This is a genomic window from Vibrio palustris (assembly GCF_024346995.1).
Classification (GTDB): domain Bacteria; phylum Pseudomonadota; class Gammaproteobacteria; order Enterobacterales; family Vibrionaceae; genus Vibrio; species Vibrio palustris.
Genome location: NZ_AP024887.1, coordinates 1,389,935 through 1,411,263 on the forward strand (window position 1 = coordinate 1,389,935; position 21,329 = coordinate 1,411,263).

Genomic DNA, 21,329 nt, shown 5'->3' on the forward strand with positions numbered 1-21,329 from the left:
AAAGTATTTATTTCTTGAACGATATTTCAAACAGGCACAAGGTATACAATTATGTTGAATTCCCTTACGACACTTTTTAAACAGCTTCTTGAAGGGTCAGATGTAAACAAGCAAGATCAAAACCCACATCTTGCAATGGCTTGCCTGCTTGCAGAGGTATCCGGCGCAGATCACGATATTACGGCTGAAGAAGAACAAGCAAAGAAAGATTTACTCGCAAAGCTAACGGGATTAGAGACCGAACAAGCGGCGGGGCTAATCATAGAGGCTAATGAGCGAATCAAACAGTCTGCCTCGATTTACGAATTCACCAGCCAATTGCGAGAACTGTCACAACAAGCGCGCTTTGACGTAATTAAAGCCTTATGGGAAGTTGCCCATGCTGATGGGGATATTGATCCACTCGAAGATGCCGTGATTCGTAAAGCGGCTGAGTTACTCTATGTCGAGCATAGTGAATTCATTCGCGCTAAACTTATGGTTGTTGACCATAAACAATAAAAAAAATGAAAGTACATGATCAGTGTACTTTCATAAATACCAGTCAATCAATTTGTTATAATTATTGCTACTCATATAATGCTACTCGTTTGAGTGCCTGATAAGTTACTGTTTGTTCGTTGCAATTTAATGATGGTAACAATTCATTTCAATGACAGATTGATTACAATATCGCCAGCGCCACTTTTGCCAAGTTATACGCATCGACATACCCACTGTGCTGGCGACCTTCCCAATCAATACCAAGCGCTTGTTGGGCATCACGATGGCCAATGCGCTTTTCTTTCATACGATGCTGAATTCGGTATAACGTCGCAAGGTTCAAAAACTCTTTGAACGGCATATCTAGGCCTTTTCTCTCACACTCTTCACGCAAAATCTCATCGTCCCGGCCCCAGGCTGCATAGATTTTTTTATTCCCACCGTAGTTTTTGATCATAGATTGCAATACCTCGCCCAATGGACGACCTTGCTTTTCAATGGTACGCGGCGTGATACCGGTGAGTTCAACACAAAATTTTGAGACTTCATCATGTTCCGGTTTGACATAATATTGCGCGCGCTTCACGATATTACCAGATTTGAGATCCACCTCCGCCAAACCAATCTCGATGATCTCTCCTGTACGCCCGACTCCATTTTCATTCCAACAACACATTTCCAAATCGAAACATACAACACGGTTATGATTCATGAAGACTTAATCCTTTGTAACAATAAGACGGCGCCTAGTTTACCTGAGACCTTGCCTCTGAGCTACTCTGGACACCACTTTGATATTTTTATTACTCAACATTGAAAATCGTTGTCATAAACATCAATTGTTGTCGATATATTGCTCTTACCAGTAATAATGGGTGTTTAAAAGTTCTGCTATCAACCCCATATCGTCAGTATATCGTGAATTTTTCCGCGCGTTAAACCCTAAATATGGTACTATCGGCGCAATTCTAAGTATTAAAATTAACCCCAATTGCCTCGGTGGCAGCCAAGCAACCGACAATGTAGATCTAATAGAGAATTTATAATGAACTTCGATATAAACGCGATTCCTCAAACATTCGATATGCTTCATGCTGGTTTAGCCGCGTCCACTATCGCTTTACTGATTTATGCCGTCACTCGTAAAACTAAAACCATAGAAAAAGTGGTCGAAAAACCAGTAGAGAAAATAGTTGAAGTCGAAAAGCCAGTCGAAAAAATAGTAGAAGTTGAGAAGATTGTTGAAGTTGAAAAAGAAGTAGAAAAAATTGTCGAGGTGGAATCTAAGTTAACCACCGCGACAACTGATTCGGCGCTGCAACTGTTATCATTATTCCAACAAGAAGCACGCTTAATCGACTTTCTACAAGAAGATGTTGCACAGTTTAGCGATGAAGAAGTCGGCGCCGCAGCGCGTGTGATTCACTCAGGTGGTAAAAAAGTACTTGATGACTATCTTACATTGACCCCAGTGCGTAGCGAAGATGAAGATACCCGAATTGTGGTTGAGGAAGGCTTCAATCCGCAAGCCATTCGCTTAACAGGAAACGTAACCGGTCAAGCGCCGTTTAACGGAACATTGATTCATAAAGGCTGGCAAGCGAGCGACGTCAACCTGCCAAAATTAGCAGAAAACTACGACGCTTCTATCGTGGCACCAGCGGAGGTAGAACTGTAATGGAACAACATGCACGCTACAGTGTCGGTATCGATTTAGGCACAACTCACTGTGTCATGTCGTTTTTAGAACTCGGCAACGAAGACGCGTCAGTACAAGTAATGCCTATTGCACAAATGACCGCACCGGGCACGGTTGAAGAACACACTCAACTGGGGTCATTCTTATATCAGCCCCACGATAATGAAATGATGGCCGATGCACGTCGTCTGCCTTGGACCAACGAGCCGACAGCGTTGGTCGGTGCCATCGCACGTAATCTAGGCTCAAAGACCCCTATTCGTTTAGTATCAAGTGCAAAATCTTGGTTGTGCCATGGTGGCGTTAATCGTCGCCAAGCGTTTCTCCCCGCTGGAAGCCCAGAAGATGTCGCGAAAATATCACCTTTAAGAGCTACCGAGCTATACCTTGACCATTTGGTCAATGCGTGGCAACACCAATATCCAAATGCACCGCTTGCAGAACAAGATGTCACGATCACCGTGCCGGCATCTTTTGACCCAGCCGCTCGTGAGCTCACTGCAGAAGCCGCGCGTAATATCGGCTTAACTAACATTACCTTACTAGAAGAGCCACAAGCGGCGATGTATCACTGGATTGATCACACCCAAGATGCATGGCGCGATCAAGTCAACGTTGGTGATATTGTTTTAGTGGTAGATATTGGCGGTGGTACGACCGATTTATCGTTGGTAGAAGTGACAGAAGAAGACGGTAATTTGGTACTAAACCGAATTGCGGTTGGCGAGCATATTCTACTTGGCGGCGATAATATGGATTTGGCGCTGGCTTATCGTTTAAAAATGAAATTATCGCAAGAAGGCAAAGAATTACAGCCTTGGCAAATTCAGGCCATGTCACATGCCTGCCGTGATGCGAAAGAAGTCTTACTCAGTGATAATGATACCCAAAGCATGCCTATTGTCGTGCCAAGTCGTGGTTCAAAGCTAATGGGTAGCACGTTAAAAACGGAACTCACCCGTCAAGAAGTCGAACAAACCATCATTGATGGCTTTTTCCCACAAGTCGATATTGATGAGCATCCGGTTCAGCGCACACGTGGCGCATTAACGCAGATGGGCTTGCCTTACGCTCAAGATGCTGGCATTACTCGCCATATTGCCGCGTTTTTAACCAAGCAAGCTAATGCTCAGCAAGATAATGACAATACCATGCCATTCCCGATGCCTGGAATGCCTGCGCCAGCGGCAGATTTTATCAAACCTAATACCATTTTGTTTAATGGCGGCGTATTGAAATCGAGCAAGGTAGCAGAACGCTTACTAGAAACCATCAATCTATGGCTTATCCAAGCCGATGCAGAACCGATTCGCTTACTTAAAGGCTCAGATTTGGATCTCTCTGTTGCCAATGGTGCTGCATATTATGGTGCTGTGCGCCACGGTGATGGCGTACGTATTCGTGGTGGTATTGCGTCTTCGTATTATGTGGGTATAGAAAGTGCGATGCCTGCGATCCCTGGTATGCCAACGCCCATGGAAGCACTGTGTGTGGCTCCTTTCGGTATGGAAGAAGGCTCAAAAATTGAGGTCCCTAGTCAACAATTTGGCTTAGTGATTGGTCAACCGGTCCATTTCCAGTTCTATGGTTCAACCGTACGCCGCGATGATGCAGAAGGTACACATCTTGAGCATTGGGCACCGCAAGAGTTACAAGAGCTGCCAGAAATTCAAGTGACGTTGCCTGTCTCTGAAGGCCGCAGTGAAGGAGAAGTAGTTCCTGTTACACTAGAGTCTCGCGTGACCGAATTAGGTACACTGGAATTACACGCGGTTGCCAGCGATAATCAACAACGTTGGCATGTGGAATTTGATGTTCGTGAACAGCACGAATACGATGATGCGAACGCGCAGTATCAATAAGCAATCAAACAACGGTGCCTAACGGCGCCGTTTCTTTTACTTTCTCTCGGTTATCATCTCGATGACAATGTCGTCGACTCAATGAGGTCATATCATGGCAACCACTGCTCAATTTCTTGTTGGTATTGATTTAGGCACCACCAATACCGTAGTCGCCTACTGCGAGCTAACCGATAATTTAGCTCAACAATCGGTTGAAATTTTTCCTATCGATCAGTTAATTGGTCCAGGTGAAGTGGCACGTAAGCCATTACTCCCCTCGTTTCGGTATCACCCTGCTGAGCAACAATTTGCCGCAACAGATATGGGACTACCATGGGATAATCATTCAGTGGATGGCGATTTACCTCACGTCATCCTTGGTGAATGGGCGCGCGAACTGGGTACGCGTGTAGAAGGACGGCAGGTTTCTAGTGCCAAAAGTTGGTTATCCCACACGGGCGTCGACCGAACACAACCTATTCTGCCTTGGGCTGGAACATCAGGTGTTGAAAAAGTGTCGCCGATCGTCGCCAGTGCCAGCTACCTTAATCATATCCGTCAGGCATGGAATTATCACCACCCTAATCAGCCATTAGAACAACAAGAAGTTGTCGTGACGGTGCCAGCCTCTTTTGATGAATCTGCACGCAAATTTACCTTACAGGCGGCTGCATTAGCAGGTTTACACAATATTGTATTACTCGAAGAGCCCCAGGCGGTTGTGTATGATTGGTACGCTCGCCACCAAGAAACCGCGCATGAAGAACTGAATACTATTCCGCTCATTTTAGTCTGCGATGTCGGCGGCGGCACGACCGATTTAAGCTTGATAAGTACCACTTTTAATGATGAACAGCTTGCTTTAAATCGTATTGGCGTCGGCGATCACCTCATGCTCGGCGGTGATAATGTTGACCTTGCTTTAGCCCATTTGGCTGAGCAACGTTTTGGGGAGCAAACAACGTTAAATGCAGCCTCACTCACCAAGTTAATTCAACAAACCCGTAAAGCCAAAGAGACGCTCTTAGCTGATGATGCGCCTGAGCAAGCGAAAATCACTCTCCTCGGCAGTGGATCACGTTTGCTCGGCGGCACCAAAAGTATTGGCCTAAGCCGTGATGACGTTCATAACATTGCACTCGATGGTTTTTTCCCAATGAGTGCACTGACTGACACACCAGATAGTCGCCGCAGTGCAATGGTTGAATTTGGCTTACCTTATGTCGCCGACCCTGCAGTCAGTAAACATATTGCCGCGTTCATACATCAACATCAAAGTGTCGCGCGCGATGCAATGCAACTCAGTGATGAGGATATCGCGGTTCCTGTCGGTTTATTACTCAATGGTGGTGCGTTCAATAGCCGTTTGATTACTGACCGAATGACTCAACTTATGGATAGTTGGGGCGGTAAGCCAGTCACCCTATTGGACAACCCAAGCCCTGATTGTTCTGTCGCATTAGGAGCTGTCGCCTATGGTAAAGCTCGACGTGGTGCACAATTAACGATTGGTGGTGGCGCAGCGCGCTCTTATTTCTTACATCTGCCACATAAAAAAAGCACGTCGCAAGCTTTATGTCTATTAGCCAAAGGCACAGAAGAAGGACAAGAAATTCGTTTAACCAGTCGGCGTTTTTCATTGACATTAGATGAGCCTGTGCGGTTTAACTTATTAACGTCCACTCATGAACGTATGAGCAATAATCAGCCTGTACAAAATGGAGCGCTGTTTAACGTCGATCCCGATAAGTTCACCCCCTTACCACCTTATATTACCACTTTAAAAAGTAACGACGTTCAAGCATTGAAAGCCAACCAGAAACATCGGGTAGAAGTTCAATTAGCTTGCCAGTTAACAGAAGTCGGCACATTAAAAATGGAATGTGTGAGCAGTAATGATGATCGCCAACGCTGGGAAGTCGAGTTCGCCGTACGCGGTGAAGATGGTGTCTCTTTAGATGAAGAGTCCTCATCCATCCCAAGTAACGAACAGTCGGCCATGGATTTACTTAGCAAAGTGTATAGCGGAAATAAAAGCAGCACTGATCCTAAGACTATTAAAACATTAAACAAAACATTAGAAAAACGTCTTGGTAAACGTGAAAAATGGGAATTTATCACTCTGCGTCGCTTATTTGATACCTTATTAACGGGCCGTAAACGCCGTCGACGTTCGGAGCTTCATGAGCAACATTGGTTACGTTTAGCAGGATATACATTACGTCCAGGCTTTGGTGATAGTACCGATGGATGGCGTATTGAACAAATTTGGCCACTATATCAACAAGGTATACAATTCCCAAGTCACTCGACTTGGTCTGATTGGTGGACATTTTGGCGCCGAGTCTCTGGTGGGTTAAACCAAGAACAACAAGAAACATTGCTTGGTGATATTGCGAAATATTTACACCCTGGCGCAGCGCGTAATACAAAGAATAGTAAAGAGACTCAAGATAAGGGTTACGAAGCCATGGTTCGTTTAGCCGCTTCTTTAGAGCACCTTGATGTCGAGGATAAAACGTTACTAGCAACTTGGTTTTTAAATAAAGCTTTGAAGAATACTCAGTTTAGACCAGAGCACTGGTGGGCTTTAGGCCGTATTGCTACCCGCGTTCCTTTATATGGTAGTGCACACAATGTGGTACCTCGTGAACAGGTACAACAATGGTTACCAAAGTTACTTGAACAAGATTGGCAGCAAGATACCATGGCAGCTTTTGCTGCGGTCATGATGTGTCGTAAGAGTGGCGATAGAACACTAGACATCAGTGATGATGTGCGTCAACAAGTGCTCAAGAAACTGAATGAAAATAAAGTGCCCGACTCTTGGTATGAATTGGTGAATAGCCAAACAGCGTTATCGGAACGAGAATCTCAACGCGCTTATGGAGATGCCTTGCCCACAGGACTCTTTTTAATTAACTAAAGACGTTTACCACCATCCTGATTAGCGCTTCGCTGATAGCCAGTGAGATCACTGGCTATCACTGTCTGGCTTTAATGGTAAAGCATCAAATAGTTATAAGCTGATTACGACCCTGAGACTTTGCTTCGTACAACGCTTTGTCGGCATGGGCAAAACTACTCACCAACTCTTTCTCTGAATGCAGCCTCGCCACTCCAATACTCACGGTAACGAATACTTTTTCATCTGCAATATAAATCGTATGTTTGGCAACGGCTTCACGAAATTGTGACAGTTTTTGATGAACCCTCGTTCCTTCTTGATCTCTCAATAAAATCACAAACTCTTCACCACCGTACCGTGCAACGAGATCACTACCAAAAAATTGCCACAGTAACTCAGATAGTTTTTCTAAAACTATATCACCATTCAAATGACCATATTTATCATTGATCAGTTTAAAGTGATCAACATCGACTATCGCTAAGTAACAATACTCTTTCGGATGTTTTAATAATAACTTTGCTTGGTCTTCGAAATACCGACGGTTATACAATCCAGTTAATTTATCTCGAATAGAGCGTTCGTGATGCCACTCAATTTCATAAAAGAAGAACCGCATCATTATGGCAACAAGCTGCATACAGAAGATGCTATTTTTGGCTAAAACAATCATAACAATGCTCTCTAAAGGAGACTTTAAAATAAAGTCAGTGGCAAGTGCAACCACACTTACAATAAGAGAAAAAATGATACTAAAATAAAGAATTTTATCCCCTATCTTATTAAGTAAACTTTCACTGTAAATAAGATAAGCGGCATAGGAGAATACACTCATAATACTAACATATGTTACCGCAATACTAAGATAGGCGTCATTACTATTATATAAATGGATCAGAGTATTAAAGAGCGTAAATAGAATAACATGAGAAAATGATATGAGGAAAAATTGCCGAGGGATCACTCTTTCATAGAGTTTAAAAATCGAGATAGTTAGGATATAAGGCATTGCTTGTAATACACTACTGCCTAGTATCAGGCTCAGAGTATGACTTGCATAACAGAGTAAGACAAACACACCGTAGGCGATACTACTCGCAAACCAATAAGTCATAAACCAGAGCATAGCTTGGCGCTTCTGATGATTGAAATGCTGTTTAACAATAAATAATAGGAAAGCCGCTACACCAAAGAACAACACATCACTACCAATTGTTGCAATATGAATGAAATAAATATTATTTACCGTCATTATTGTCTAATTCATCCTTAAATTTTTTGGGAAGAATCATACAATAAAAACCCGTTTGAATCTCTATAAATTATATTTTTATCTCGATACTCAAGGATATATAATCATCCACTAATATTATAAATAGCCTTTCTTGTACAACATTGCTTTCACTCTGCACTATGATAGGTGTTTGCATGCATACTATGCATGCTCAAATAGTCTCAGCTATGTTGTTGCATACATGAGAATATAAAACTATATTCAAGTAACCACAATGACTGATTTCGTAAAATCAGTCATACTTTGCGTTGGATTAACCATCGACCGTATATTTAAGATGAACCCATATAAATAGTGATCAATCTTTTTTATAAAGGCTTATAGCAGACTGACACGCTCAATTATGACTCAAGACAAATTTACTAATATTTACCGCCTACCCGGCTCGATACAAATTCGTATTGCAAAATGGCAGTCTACATTGAAAGGCACATCCGATCTTGTTTTATATGAAGCTATTCGCATACGAAATCAAGAATACCGCAAAAGACACTTCTTTCCTAAAGGTTGGAGTTTTACGCCTTTTAAAATCGAAGAAATTTCAATAACACATCACGGTCGTTATATTCAAACCACGATGTTAACTATGATTGATAGAAAAATCGCTTATAAACGTGTATATCTATCCCAAATGTCAGAACAAGATGCATACAATGCATTATTAGCATTCAAATCTGAATGGATAATTCAATATAACAAAGTGGTTAAGCAGTATAATGACGTAAAAAAGAAAGCATTTTTACGCTATGCTCGTGAGGAATTAGAAACGCTATACCCTGCGATTCCGAAAGCGGAGTTTGACCGCACACTGTGGAATAAGTTAGTCGTCTCTCAATGTGGGCATCCAAGCAAGTTCGATAATCCATTTTATGTTAAACGTGCAAAAATTTCGAAAAATTAACCCGGCTTTATCTCATTGACATTATCTGTTGCCTGACAGTATATACCATAATCTATCGAGAATTTTGCATTGTACATTGCCTGATCAGCTAAATTAATAAGATCATCGACGTTATCCGCTTGTAATGGATATAATGCAATACCAATACTCGATTCAACATGGACTTCTTTTTGATCACCAATTGAAATGGGTTCATGAAGTACCTCTGATAATTGTAGGGCTTTATCATGCACACCATCGTAACTATTCAATAAGTCTAAGCACACCAAAAATTCGTCGCCCCCAAAACGGGCGAAAAAATCTGACTCTCGTAAGTTATTTTGCAAACGTTTCGCAATAGTACAAAGTACTTTATCGCCAGCATCATGACCGTATTTATCATTCACTTGTTTAAATTTATCTAAATCAATGAACAATATGGCAGATTTCACCTGAGTTCTCTGTGCATTGATTAAAGAACGCTGAAAGTAATCTTTAAATGCCCGTCGATTCAATGTGCCAGTTAAGGTATCTTTTTCGGATAAAAACTGTAGCTGCTGTTTCTGCTTATTCAACTTACTTGTTTGGCGAGCAACTTCTTGAGCTAATTCATCTTTGCTATAAGTCGTATCTTGTAGAGAACGTTTCATCTGGTTAAAAAATTGTATCAGTGTTTTAAACTCTGAATCTACATTATGATAAGACAGCCGACTATCAAGATTACCTTTCGCAAGATCACTAATACCTTGGCTCAATAAAGCAAAGCCACGTTTGAAATGATGGCGAATGAAAAAAGCAAAACCACACACCAATATCGATAGAATTAGCTGCTGGATTAATGTGGATATTAAAGCAATCTTTTGATTTTTTTCACTTTTGCTAAGAATCGTTTTTTCACGATACCCTAGTTCGTCGGTCATATTCTGAATTAACATATTATAACGTGCATGCAACAGTTCACTCGAACCGACAAAATGGCGTTTATTGTCTTTCATGCTTTGTGCTTCAACGCTCGACACTAAGCGACGCTCTTGCTCTAGCAATACGTCTAAACTGCTATTCATTTTCATTAAGTTCGCTAGCTTTATGCCTTGACCCTGCGATGATTTAAGGCGTTTGTCTAAATTCTTTTGCTCAAAAGCCACTTGTTCTAAACTATTGCGATCACCATATTGTAAAAAGACCCATAGTTGCCCTCTCAAGCCATTAACATTGCGCTGAATTTCAGCTAAGCGCCCTAATTGATCCAGAGTATGATTTTGCTCTTGCCAAATTTTTCCTAATGAGAACAAAATGAAACCAACTAATAACACCGAAGAAACAGAAAGCACTGTTAACTTACGCGTAATAGAATTCATCATTGCCCGACTACCTCATCTTGCATGGCCTGTAATGCAGACCTATCTAATATCGACCTCAAATCAGGCTGCTTACCTTCAACCAAGTTATGCTCTAACGCCCAACGGGCTTGTAACTGTAAGTTAGCCAATAATACATTCGTCATTGATAACCTAAATACATAATCACGCCACATCCAATCCAGTTGATTATTCTCAATATTCAAAGTATCACTCACAATGGCTTTGGCTTTTTCAGGATGATCTTGTATCCAAGTTATCGCCTGTTGTAATGCAGCAAGAATACGTTTCGAACGCTCATGGCTGGTTTCATCTTTTCGATTCATGGTGGCTAAATTAAACGATAGCGTATACATACCTTGAAACCCTAAATTAACGACATCCATCGTTGCCTGTGCACGATATCCCCAAGGTTCCCATGAAGATATCGCATCGACTTTCCCAATCTTCATCATTTGAATGAGCTTATCGGGCTTAAGGTATACGCGCTCAATATCTGTTGGTTTCATACCTGATGCAAGAAGTAAAGAATCTAAATAAAACTCACTCGCACTACTCTTGATCACACCAATAGATTTCCCCTTTAAATCTCTAATCGATGTAAATCCGCGCCTAGGAAGTGCCAAAAGTTTCAAGTCATCATCGGAAGTAACAAACGTACTGATAATTGAGAAGTCCGTATCACGAAAACTATTAAACATGGCCACAGACTCAGAAATAGTCGCATATTGTGCTTTTCCATGCGTCATCATTGACATACATTCTACTCCCCCGTTACAAGGGATTAATGTGATATCAATACCATGAAGTTTAAATAAACCTAATTTCTTGGCGACAAATAATGGTGTCGATAATGGTGTTTGAGAAATTAAAATTCGTGCGGGTATCTCATCACCGACAGGCTGGCTTTCATTGCTTAAGTGCGTAATCAAACTAAAGCATGCCGTAATAGCCACCACAATCAATAGAGTTATCAATACTTTTGATGTTATTCGCAAGCTGTATACCTCTTATTTAGTTATACGCTGATATTGCTATTAATGGTATAAATTATAGGCGGTAATTATCAATCTTCTATTACTTAAGGGGTAAAATTAAAAAAATGAGAAGCTTTGCAATAAATTGCACTATTTGTTTCATTTCAACAAAAAAGTCAGCCCTAGAAGAGCTGACTATATCAATACAGGATAGGTATTTTCATCAATGTTCTTGACCTGATGAGTTTTCACCAAAAGCCGCTTTCTCATAGATATCAGCAAGCGATTTGGCTTTTCTAGATGCAATAGTAGAGGAACGACTCCGTTTTTTGGGCTCAACGGTTTGTTCGACGAATTGTAACATCTTTTCATGTTCTTGAGCTGACTGGATAAATTCAGGATCCGACATTGCCGCTTGTCGAAGTTGATTAACGCGTTCTAGTGTTTTCCACACCATAAAGCACCCCCTTTATCACTGTTTTTATATACAGTATATATTGACTTTTATATTGGTCAATATTTATACGTAAAATCATCAGATATGTAGGTGTTACTTTATAAATATAGTATAAAAATATTAAATTTCAATTGGATATGAACATCTATGAAGAAATTGATTATTTAACCAGTCATTGTTTGATCACGGCCGCTTTTCTTACCTAGATAAAGCGCATTATCACCACGTTTCATGAGTTCGGTTAAGGTATTATCAGGCTCACTCTCTACTACACCTATGGTAACGGTCTGAAAAATAGGTGTATCATTGCAAAACACAGTGAACATTCTAATATCCCTGCGGATACGATTTGCAATATCAAGCGCATTATCTAAAGTCACATTCGCTAACGCAATAATAAACTCCTCACCGCCGATACGGGCTAAAATATCATCACTCCTTAATGCTGATTGCATCTTTTTTACCGCTTCTATAAGTACTTGGTCTCCACAGAAATGTCCGTATGTGTCATTCACTAACTTAAAATGATCTAAGTCTATACATAAAAGTGTAAATGGTCGCGAGCTATCCTGGCAACCAACAAGCATTTGATGGGCTTTCTCCATAAAAAAGCGACGATTATATACCCCAGTTAAATCATCAGTAATAGCCTGTTGTTCAAGTTGTTGCTCTAAGGCTTTACGCTCCGTAATATCAATGATCTGTCCTGACCAAAGTAAACTACCATCTTTTTGTTTAGCCGGTTTGGCTTGGAAAAAGTACCATCGCGTCAAGTTATTACGAGTGATTCGAAATTCGGCATTCGACTCAGTGACCGTCCGTGTTGAACGCTCTATTTCTTTATGAATTCCAGCTAGATCTTCTTCATTAATCATAGAAAATGGGATATTGGCATCTCTAGCCGCCTCTTCCACTGGCACGCCAAAGATGTTTTCAAATTCATCACTGGCATAAGGAAATGAATAATGACCATTCTTATCTTGCTGAAATTGATAAATCACCCCAGGCGGTAACAAAGACAAGGTTTTGAAATGTTGATTTAAAGTAACAAATTCAGAGAGATCTAAAATAGTACCGATAAAATAAGGCGATTCATAACCATTATCCACGTAACGGACTCGGTCAATAAGCCAAACTTCTTCTCCCTCTTTATTAATAAAGCGATATTCACAATCCATAATGGGTTGCTGTAACCGTGTTTTGGCAATATCACGGCAACGATCATATTCCCATAAATCTTGAGGTGCGATACGTTGTCTCCACCATTTAGGTTGCCATAAAATATCATCCACATCATAGCCGAGCAGTTGTTCTGTACTTTGGGTAATAAATTGAATACGTTCGTCTGCATCTGCACACATTTTATAGGTCAGAGAAGGGCTGAGGTCCATTAAATTATCCAACTGCTGCTGAAGGTCATTTAATTTAAATTGGGCTATTTTCACATTCGTCAAATTCAAGCGTGTACCTAATATTCGCTCAGGCTGACCTTGAGCATCACGTGCCACCACCTGACCGAAATCTTTGACCCAAACCAAGTCTTTATCTTTACTATAGATTGGGTACTCTATTTCAAATTGACGAGTCTCCCCTTTAAAGTGACGCTGTAACTCATAATTAAATAATTCAGTATAATCTGGATGCAGGCTGTCTTTCCAACTCGTTGCCGTTACAGGTGATATCTCATCGAGTGCAAATCCTTGAATGTTTGCCCAGTGTTCGTTTATTTTTATGATATCTGTTGATATGTCCCATTCCCAAGGAGCAATATCGGTGGAATTTATAATATTATTACTATCATCAGTACTAATGTGAGCACGCTGAGCGATATATTTAGCATTGACAACAAATACGGTTTGAGTATTCCCAGTATATTCCATACGAATCACATCACCGATATAATGATCCCCCTGAAAGTATATAGACACATCAATTCGAGCCTGCTTCATCAATCGTGATTGAAGAGATGCAAATGACAAAACTTGCTTATTGTCTAGCTGATGAAAAATGAGATCGTCAATCGATACAATATCACTGGCACGTTGCGAAGAGGCCGCGACCTTTTCGCCTAACTCATTAAATAACATTGATATCGTATGCATAGGTGCGTGGTGCTCTGTCAAAAAGTATGGATGGTAGTGTTGTGTAATAGTATCTGTAAACTCTTTTTATATGATAAATATTGTTCAATAACAATTGGTACTTAACAAAAAGTATACTATTCACTTGAATAAACGTATGTACCCCTAAATGGTTACATAAAACAAAACCATGCCTTGGCATGGTTTTGTTTATATTGATATTCTAATGAAAATCGGAACTATTGCTTAGCCACTAACTCTTTCATTATTTCATCTTGATTATCTAAATATTCATTTAATCCAGCTTGGCGTAACTGGCAAGCTGGGCATTCACCACACCCATCGCCAATAATACCGTTATAACACGTTAACGTTTGATGACGAACTAACTCTAGCGCACCTTGCTGATCAGCTAACGCCCACGTTTGTGCCTTATTTAACCACATAAGCGGTGTGCGAATATCAAGTTCTTTATCCATACCTTGTACTAACGCGGTGTTCATTGCCTTAACAAAATCATTACGACAATCAGGATAACCGGAAAAATCGGTTTCGCACACACCAGTAATCACAGTATTTGCCCCGATTTGATATGCATAAATACCCGCTAAGGTTAAAAAGAGAATATTACGTCCAGGTACAAACGAGTTAGGCAACCCATTTTCTTGTAACTCATTGGAAACGGCAATGTCATCACGTGTTAGAGAGCTTACTGCTAATTCATTTAACAGACCGACATCCATTACTTTATGGGCGGTAATACCCAGCTTGGTACCTAACGATTGAGCGACTTCAATTTCCAGTTTATGGCGCTGCCCATAATCAAAAGTAATCGCATGTACTTCGTCGAATTCTTGGAGTGCTTGAACTAAACATGTGGTCGAGTCTTGACCACCACTGAAGACTACTACTGCTTTTTTCATTATGTATACTCTCTTAGGCAATACTGAGGTATTTGTGAGTCTGAATCGACAAACGCCAATTACGCTTAATGCATGTCTCAATACACAGCTCTGTCGCGCGACCTTTTTGACTAATAGGTTGTAGTGCGATCTCAGTCGAGTTGGCGATATCGACTCGAGAGACAAGTGCATCTAGATTATCAATATCTTTCGCGGTCGCAACTGGGTGCTTAATTTCATTAGCACGTAATAATGCACTATCAATGATGGGCAATTTGCCTTTCATTGCTACTTTAGGTGACACAGTTACCCATGTATCGACGCTTGCTTTTACCTCAAACGTTCCACTGGTTTCTATTTGACAACGACACCCAATGGCTTCAAACGCGTGCGTAAGGGCGTGAAGATCATAAATACAGGGTTCACCGCCAGTAATTACAATATGGCGCGCAGTATAACCTTCTTGTTGATAGCGTTGAATAATATCGTCAGCAGATGCTTGGCACCACTGTGGATTATCTTGTGCTTTTTGGATGATAACGTCGAATGTCGTTTCATCTTGCGGCGTTGCATCCCAAGTTTGCTTGGTATCGCACCATGCGCATCCTACCGGACATTGTTGTAAACGAACAAAGACGGCGGGAACACCGGTAAAAACGCCCTCGCCTTGGATGGTCTCAAACATTTCGTTGATTTTATACAAGGTCATTTCTCTAACTCAGTCACAAAATTTTAGGACGCAGACGATAATGCAAGCCAGTCGTAAGGTCAAACTAAACCTGCGCGAGATCGCAAAACAATAAGGTCATTTTCATCAACGAAATTTTCATTGTAATATGTTGTTTCTTGATACATATGCCGATGCGGCTCGCGAAACACGCTCTAGCGAACTCATTGTCTATGATGTTTACCGTTTTTTTAGTGGTTAGGTTACCTATATGTATAAAATTATTGCGCTTGATATGGATGGCACGTTACTCAATAGCCAAAAACAGATGTCTGCGAGAACGATAGCTGCGATCCATAAAGCTCGCCAACAAGGCATAAAAGTTGTGCTCGCGTCTGGTCGCCCTATTGAAGGTATGCGTCAACAGCTCGCAGAGCTCGAGATTAACGGTAAAGATGATTATGTGCTGTATTACAATGGATCATTGGTGGAAAATTTAGGCACCGGTGAGATTGTCCATCAGTGCATTACGGATGGTAAAGCCGCGAAAAAGATTGCGCGTATTGCAAAGCAGCTCAACGTTAATGTGCACGCGTTTAGTCAAATTCATGGTTTAATTACACCTAAAAACAGTCAATATACTGAAGTCGAGGCGACCATTAATGGTATCGGTATTACTGAGATGGACTTTGAAACTCTGGAAGATGATCACCCTATTATCAAGACCATGATCATTGATGAACCAAGTGCGCTCGACAAAGCCATTAGCGCATTACCTCCAGAACTTTTTGAAGAATTCACGATAGTCAAAAGTGCTCCCTACTTCTTAGAATTCCTAAACCCTGCCAGTAACAAAGGGGCAGGATTAGCGGCTGTGGCAAAGTTACTCAATGTGCCGGCCGAACAAATCATTAGTATGGGGGATGCTGGGAATGACATACATATGCTGCAGTATGCAGGGTTAGGCATTGCCATGGAAAATGCCATGGACGAAACTAAAGCCGTTGCTAATGCAATTACGGCAAGCAATGATCAGGACGGCGTCGCCATTGCTATTGAGAAATATGCACTAAAATAACGCTCGTCAATACAATAAAGCGCGCACAGTTATGGAGCGCGCTTGCTATTTATTATGACACAGTAGGTGCCAGTTTAATTAATCGGTCGTTCTGCTGAAGTAAACCAAAATCTTGCTGCTCTTCAGGGACTAAGATACATAAATGTTCTGTTTCATCGTAATCTTCTTGTAGCTTTGATCCTAGCGCTCCCGGCTCAACAAACACCTCTCGCTCCGCATCCCGTCGACATAAATCCATAATAGCCGATGGGCATTGTTGTGGATGTAATACTCGATCGGCCTGTTGTAATTGACGAACCGCTCCGAGCGATAACCTATCAATATCGAGCGTATATTCAATCCAAACCTTTCGACCTTGTTTGGGCTTGTTATCGGCGAGCAATTCAACATAGGTCTCTTCTAACTGCTCACGTGTCGTCGCATTTTTCACTTGTGGTTGATCAAAAAAACGCTCCCAAAAAGCCCGACGACTGTCTAAGTCTATCAAGTAGTCTTTGATTGAGTTGCGCTTTGAAGCGCCGAATTCTGCGAGTAACCCTAAGTTATTGGGTAAAATCGCTTCAATAGTTTCTCTTAAATTCCGAATCAGTACTGGCGATGAACCGCCACTAGAAATGGCAATTTGAATGCGGCCACGTTCAATCATCGCTGGAGTAATAAACTGGCAATAAGGTTGATCGTCAACCACATTGACTAAAATACCCATGCGTTTGGCATCGTAATAGACTTCGTGATTCAAACTCGGATTATCGGTTGTTGCCCAGACTTGAAGATAATGCGGCTCTAGATACTGCGTAGAATAAAAGTTTTGAATCCAATGGCATTGTTCTAAATCGACTAACGCTTTTAATGGCGCAGCAAGCGTTGGAGAGATAATAGTGACCCGAGCTCCTGCTCTCAATAGCGCATCGGTTTTACGGCACGCGACTTCGCCTCCTCCCACCACAAGCACAGGCTGATCGGTCAATTTTAGAAACACTGGGAAATATTGCATAGCTTGATATGACCTTTAATTGATAAACGATTAGTGGCTACTTTGAATTAGTGCAGCTATCAACCAACCTAATATGGCGTCCATAATATAACAGCAAACTTATCCGCTTAAATAGTGCGGCATTCCTTAGCAATACCCATGAATAGATTCTTTATTGTCTATGGGCTGGCTCGTAAGTCAGTTACGCTGCTTAGCAGAAAAATAGCCACTTTCGGCTCTATTTTTATAGGGTTGATATTTGGCCGTTGTATTAACTGATGGGTAGGCAGCATAAAAGAAATCATGCCAGATTTATAGGATGAGATAGAAATATGGTCTTACTTAATCTTATAAGCCCATGTGACTAACAACCGAGTGCAGGCCCATTACACATCGTGATGACGTGATGATAAACCGCTTTATACCATTGACTAGGACGGATAAAAAATGAATAGATTGCAAACGATGTAACACGACATATCGTGTTACAACTTGTTGATATTGTAATAGTCGAAACTTGATTATGATGAAGTAATCATCAATATCTTTAGAATCAAAGTTCGCACGCTCACCTATTCGCTGGTAAGCTGTGATTGTCACACTAAATTAACGTCTAGAGTCGTTAGTAAAAGACATTGTGGCTTGAAAAACTGAACTTTTAGCCCCATAAATGTCTATATGAGTAAACGTAATGTCTTTACGAGGAAGAATATGAATAATTCAATGTACTCTCGCTCAAACACCGAAACGGGTGTATTGCAAACTAACAAAGTACTAAAGAACACCTACGCATTGCTTTCTATGACTCTGCTATGGTCAGCAGTCGTGGCAGGCGTTTCTATGGCAATGAACCTTCCTCGACCAAACATCATCATTATGTTAGTCGGTTTTTATGGTTTATTGTTCCTGACAGAAAAGAACCGTAACAACGGCATGGGACTAGTCTTTACCTTCCTGTTCACTGGTTTCTTAGGTTATACCTTAGGCCCGATCCTTAATATGTATGTCGGTGCCGGTATGGGCGATGTCATTGTCACCGCTTTAGGTGGTACTGCACTCGCGTTCTTAGGTTCATCTGCCTATGCCCTCACCACAAAACGAGATCTATCCTTCTTAGGTGGTTTATTGATGGCAGGCTTTGTCGTACTACTGATTGGTATGGTCGCGAATATTTTCCTACAAATGCCTATCATTCACCTAGCGATGAGCGGTATGTTTGTATTGTTCTCAACCGGTGTGATTATGTTTACCACTCAACAAATCATACGCGGTGGTGAAACGAACTATATTTCAGCGACAGTGTCTCTGTATGTCTCTATTTATAACTTGTTCATCAGCCTACTTAGTATTCTTGGTATAATGAACGACGACTAAGCTGCTACGCATTGCAGACTGATAATAAATAAGTAACAAGGCCCGAGCCCATGCTCGGGCTTTTTATTTTCTACTTGAGCCAAAGATCGAGCTTAGTTACTCTATAGGTAACATAACAACGGAAAGTATAGAATGATTGACTATCAAGATACCCATATCGCCACCGATGCTGAAGGCTACTTGCTAGACCATACTCAATGGGAAGCGGACATGATTCCTGTATTAGCCGCACAAGAAGGCCTTCATTTAACCGATGCTCATATAGAAGTTATTCATTTTGTCCGTAACTTTTATGAAGAATTTAATACCTCCCCCGCCATTCGTATGCTCGTCAAAGCGCTGGAAAAAGAGCATGGTAAGGAGAAAGGCAATAGTAAATACTTGTTTAAGCTCTTCCCTGAAGGGCCTGCGAAACAAGCGACAAAATTAGCGGGCTTACCAAAACCCGCCAAATGTTTATAACACTTAAGACACGCTATGCGTTTGCAGTTGTACTTACACGATGCGAAAATCATCGGTAGGTACACTGAGCTCACAGGGCTCTCGAGTAACGTTATCGACCACTGCACTCCTGGGCCCCTTTTCTAATTGCGTATAGACTTCATCAATAAGTGTCTGGCTGCCACATACGACCACTTCAACACGCCCATCTGATAGGTTTTTCGCATATCCTGTGAGTGATCTTTTCAGGCATTCATTCGCGGTAAAGTAGCGAAAGCCAACGCCTTGCACGACCCCAGAGACCATCATTATTTCACTCGCCATATTGATTTTCCTTATTTGTCGATGAACACTCATACTATCGTGCGTGTTAAAACGATGAAACCTTAAACTGTTCGTCTTGCCACTGGTGTCATCACGGTTTAACCATTTGCTTTTCACCGCCACTTACCAGACAATACGCCCCCATTTTATTTTCGACTTGAGTAACATTCATGACATCATCCATTCGCCTGGTCAAAGGCCGTGAGAAATCGGTATTGCGTCGTCACCCTTGGATTTTTTCCCGAGGTATTCAACATGTCGAAGGCTCCCCAGTATCAGGTGAGACTGTCGATGTTTATACCAATGATGGTCGTTGGTTAGCGAAAGCGGCCTTTTCTCCAGAATCACAAATTCGTGCGCGTATTTGGAGCTTTGAAAAAGAAGACATTGATTGCGATTTCTTTATTAAACGCATTCAACAAGCTCAACAACTGCGTGACGAGGTGATTTGGCGAGATAAACTAACCGGTTATCGCTTACTCGCCGCAGAGTCAGATAACGTACCAGGTATCACGGTTGATAAGTATCAAGATTATCTGGTATGTCAGCTATTAAGCGCAGGGGCTGAATACCATAAAGCCAGCTTAGTCAAAGCGTTAGTTCACTGCTTTCCTGATTGCCACGTATATGAGCGCTCCGATGTCGCCGTACGTAAAAAAGAAGGACTGGCGGAGCGGGTCGGCGTTCTGCATGGTGATACGCCACCAGAATCTGTGGTTATTGAAGAAAACGGCGTAAAAATCAGTGTCGATATTATCAAAGGACACAAAACCGGTTTTTATTTAGACCAGCGCGATAGCCGCTTACAGTCGATGAAATATGTCGAAGATAAAGAGGTGTTAAACTGTTTTTCTTACACTGGGGGCTTTGGCTTATATGCATTAAAAGGTGGTGCCAAGCGCGTCATTAATGCTGATGTATCCCAACCTGCTTTAGACAGTGCTAAATATAACGCGCAATTAAATGAATTTGATATTAGCAAAAAGCGCGCTGTTTTCCTTAACGCAGATGTATTCAAATTATTACGTGAGTATCGCGATCAGGGCACTAAGTTTGATGTCGTTATTATGGATCCACCAAAATTTGCTGAGTCAAAAGCACAATTAAACGGTGCCTGCCGTGGCTATAAAGATATTAACATGTTGGCTATGCAAATTCTCAACCCGGGCGGTACGTTATTAACCTACTCTTGTTCCGGCCTTATGGATCAAGTCTTGTTTCAAAAAATTATTGCTGATGCGGCACTTGACGCGCAACGCACGGTAAAATTCATCGAACGTTTTGAACAAGCGGCAGACCATCCGATTGACACCGCTTATCCTGAAGGTTTTTATCTCAAAGGGTTCGCTTGTAAAGTTTTATAAGAAGATAACGTTTAAACAATGAGAAAAGGGTAATAGAAGACAAATCTATTACCCTTTTTTATTTCATGTTTATCACTCACGCCTAAATACACTAAATTGCATAAGTATTGTTAAATTTATCATGTAATTATAATTATTCTGGAATCACTTTTGAATTTCACGTATATTGTTTGCGCAACGTCTATGGAAGCGCTTTCAATTCATAGCCCATTCATTTGAACCTTA

At 41.3% G+C, this 21,329-nt stretch carries 19 protein-coding genes; 9 read left to right on the forward strand and 10 right to left on the reverse strand.

Annotated elements, in window-relative coordinates:
* Positions 1 to 51: 51 nt before the first annotated feature.
* On the forward strand, positions 52 to 501 hold the full coding sequence (locus OCU30_RS06565; RefSeq protein ID WP_077312932.1) for a tellurite resistance TerB family protein: 450 nt from the start codon (positions 52 to 54) through the stop codon (positions 499 to 501).
* A gap of 163 nt (positions 502 to 664) precedes the next feature.
* Here the strand turns inward: OCU30_RS06565 and OCU30_RS06570 are convergent, their stop codons facing one another.
* Positions 665 to 1,195, reverse strand: coding sequence for a 3'-5' exonuclease (locus OCU30_RS06570; protein ID WP_077312930.1), 531 nt, complete (start codon positions 1,193 to 1,195; stop codon positions 665 to 667).
* 333 nt (positions 1,196 to 1,528) lie between these two features.
* Between OCU30_RS06570 and OCU30_RS06575 the strand changes: the two genes are divergently transcribed.
* The 3 genes from OCU30_RS06575 to OCU30_RS06585 all read left to right on the forward strand — a co-directional run bounded on the left by OCU30_RS06575 (position 1,529) and on the right by OCU30_RS06585 (position 6,952).
* Positions 1,529 to 2,161 (forward strand): DUF2760 domain-containing protein, encoded by a 633-nt coding sequence (locus OCU30_RS06575; RefSeq protein ID WP_077312928.1) that lies wholly within the window; start codon positions 1,529 to 1,531, stop codon positions 2,159 to 2,161.
* Entirely contained in the window at positions 2,161 to 4,044 is a 1,884-nt protein-coding gene (locus tag OCU30_RS06580; protein ID WP_077312926.1) for an Hsp70 family protein, read from the forward strand. Before OCU30_RS06575 ends, OCU30_RS06580 begins: the two co-directional genes overlap by 1 nt.
* Positions 4,045 to 4,138: 94 nt before the next feature.
* The gene (locus tag OCU30_RS06585) at positions 4,139 to 6,952 is read left to right on the forward strand and encodes an Hsp70 family protein (protein WP_077312924.1); all 2,814 of its coding nucleotides are present in this window, start codon (positions 4,139 to 4,141) and stop codon (positions 6,950 to 6,952) included.
* Between the two features lie 85 nt (positions 6,953 to 7,037).
* On the opposite strand, the gene OCU30_RS06590 is transcribed toward OCU30_RS06585, so the two are convergent.
* The gene (locus OCU30_RS06590) at positions 7,038 to 8,186 is read right to left on the reverse strand and encodes a GGDEF domain-containing protein (RefSeq protein ID WP_077312922.1); all 1,149 of its coding nucleotides are present in this window, start codon (positions 8,184 to 8,186) and stop codon (positions 7,038 to 7,040) included.
* A gap of 385 nt (positions 8,187 to 8,571) precedes the next feature.
* Between OCU30_RS06590 and OCU30_RS06595 the strand changes: the two genes are divergently transcribed.
* Complete coding sequence (locus OCU30_RS06595; protein ID WP_077312920.1) at positions 8,572 to 9,129, forward strand: MSHA operon transcriptional regulator; 558 nt, start codon at positions 8,572 to 8,574, stop codon at positions 9,127 to 9,129.
* On the opposite strand, the gene OCU30_RS06600 is transcribed toward OCU30_RS06595, so the two are convergent.
* From OCU30_RS06600 to queE, 6 genes are all read right to left on the reverse strand, one after another.
* Positions 9,126 to 10,469, reverse strand: coding sequence for a GGDEF domain-containing protein (locus OCU30_RS06600; protein WP_077312918.1), 1,344 nt, complete (start codon positions 10,467 to 10,469; stop codon positions 9,126 to 9,128). The genes OCU30_RS06595 and OCU30_RS06600 overlap by 4 nt on opposite strands.
* The gene (locus OCU30_RS06605; protein ID WP_235861822.1) at positions 10,466 to 11,464 is read right to left on the reverse strand and encodes an ABC transporter substrate-binding protein; all 999 of its coding nucleotides are present in this window, start codon (positions 11,462 to 11,464) and stop codon (positions 10,466 to 10,468) included. The genes OCU30_RS06600 and OCU30_RS06605 overlap by 4 nt, the downstream gene beginning before the upstream one ends.
* A 202-nt stretch (positions 11,465 to 11,666) precedes the next feature.
* Positions 11,667 to 11,900 carry a hypothetical protein gene (locus OCU30_RS06610; RefSeq protein ID WP_077312916.1) on the reverse strand — a complete coding sequence of 78 codons (234 nt, stop codon included), beginning with the start codon at positions 11,898 to 11,900 and terminating at the stop codon, positions 11,667 to 11,669.
* A 164-nt stretch (positions 11,901 to 12,064) separates the two neighbouring features.
* Positions 12,065 to 14,002, reverse strand: a complete 1,938-nt coding sequence (locus OCU30_RS06615; RefSeq protein ID WP_077312914.1) for a GGDEF domain-containing protein — start codon at positions 14,000 to 14,002, stop codon at positions 12,065 to 12,067.
* A 218-nt stretch (positions 14,003 to 14,220) separates the two neighbouring features.
* Positions 14,221 to 14,904, reverse strand: a complete 684-nt coding sequence (gene queC, locus OCU30_RS06620) for a 7-cyano-7-deazaguanine synthase QueC (protein WP_077312912.1) — start codon at positions 14,902 to 14,904, stop codon at positions 14,221 to 14,223.
* Positions 14,905 to 14,917: 13 nt separating this feature from the next.
* Complete coding sequence (queE, locus tag OCU30_RS06625; protein ID WP_235861839.1) at positions 14,918 to 15,586, reverse strand: 7-carboxy-7-deazaguanine synthase QueE; 669 nt, start codon at positions 15,584 to 15,586, stop codon at positions 14,918 to 14,920.
* A 235-nt stretch (positions 15,587 to 15,821) separates the two neighbouring features.
* On the opposite strand from queE, the gene OCU30_RS06630 reads away from it, so the two are divergent.
* Positions 15,822 to 16,628, forward strand: a complete 807-nt coding sequence (locus tag OCU30_RS06630; protein WP_077312908.1) for a Cof-type HAD-IIB family hydrolase — start codon at positions 15,822 to 15,824, stop codon at positions 16,626 to 16,628.
* Positions 16,629 to 16,680: 52 nt separating this feature from the next.
* Here OCU30_RS06630 and OCU30_RS06635 read toward each other — a convergent pair whose 3' ends face one another.
* Entirely contained in the window at positions 16,681 to 17,622 is a 942-nt protein-coding gene (locus tag OCU30_RS06635; protein WP_077312906.1) for a precorrin-2 dehydrogenase/sirohydrochlorin ferrochelatase family protein, read from the reverse strand.
* Between the two features lie 690 nt (positions 17,623 to 18,312).
* Here OCU30_RS06635 and OCU30_RS06640 point away from each other — a divergent pair.
* Both OCU30_RS06640 and OCU30_RS06645 read left to right on the forward strand, forming a co-directional pair.
* Positions 18,313 to 18,975: a Bax inhibitor-1/YccA family protein gene (locus OCU30_RS06640; RefSeq protein WP_077312904.1), complete on the forward strand. Its 663-nt coding sequence runs from the start codon at positions 18,313 to 18,315 to the stop codon at positions 18,973 to 18,975.
* 132 nt (positions 18,976 to 19,107) lie between these two features.
* Positions 19,108 to 19,437, forward strand: coding sequence for a TusE/DsrC/DsvC family sulfur relay protein (locus OCU30_RS06645; protein ID WP_077312902.1), 330 nt, complete (start codon positions 19,108 to 19,110; stop codon positions 19,435 to 19,437).
* 33 nt (positions 19,438 to 19,470) lie between these two features.
* Here the strand turns inward: OCU30_RS06645 and yccX are convergent, their stop codons facing one another.
* Positions 19,471 to 19,740: an acylphosphatase gene (yccX, locus tag OCU30_RS06650; RefSeq protein WP_077312900.1), complete on the reverse strand. Its 270-nt coding sequence runs from the start codon at positions 19,738 to 19,740 to the stop codon at positions 19,471 to 19,473.
* 170 nt (positions 19,741 to 19,910) lie between these two features.
* Between yccX and OCU30_RS06655 the strand changes: the two genes are divergently transcribed.
* Positions 19,911 to 21,104 carry a class I SAM-dependent methyltransferase gene (locus OCU30_RS06655; protein WP_077312898.1) on the forward strand — a complete coding sequence of 398 codons (1,194 nt, stop codon included), beginning with the start codon at positions 19,911 to 19,913 and terminating at the stop codon, positions 21,102 to 21,104.
* Positions 21,105 to 21,329: the final 225 nt, after the last annotated feature.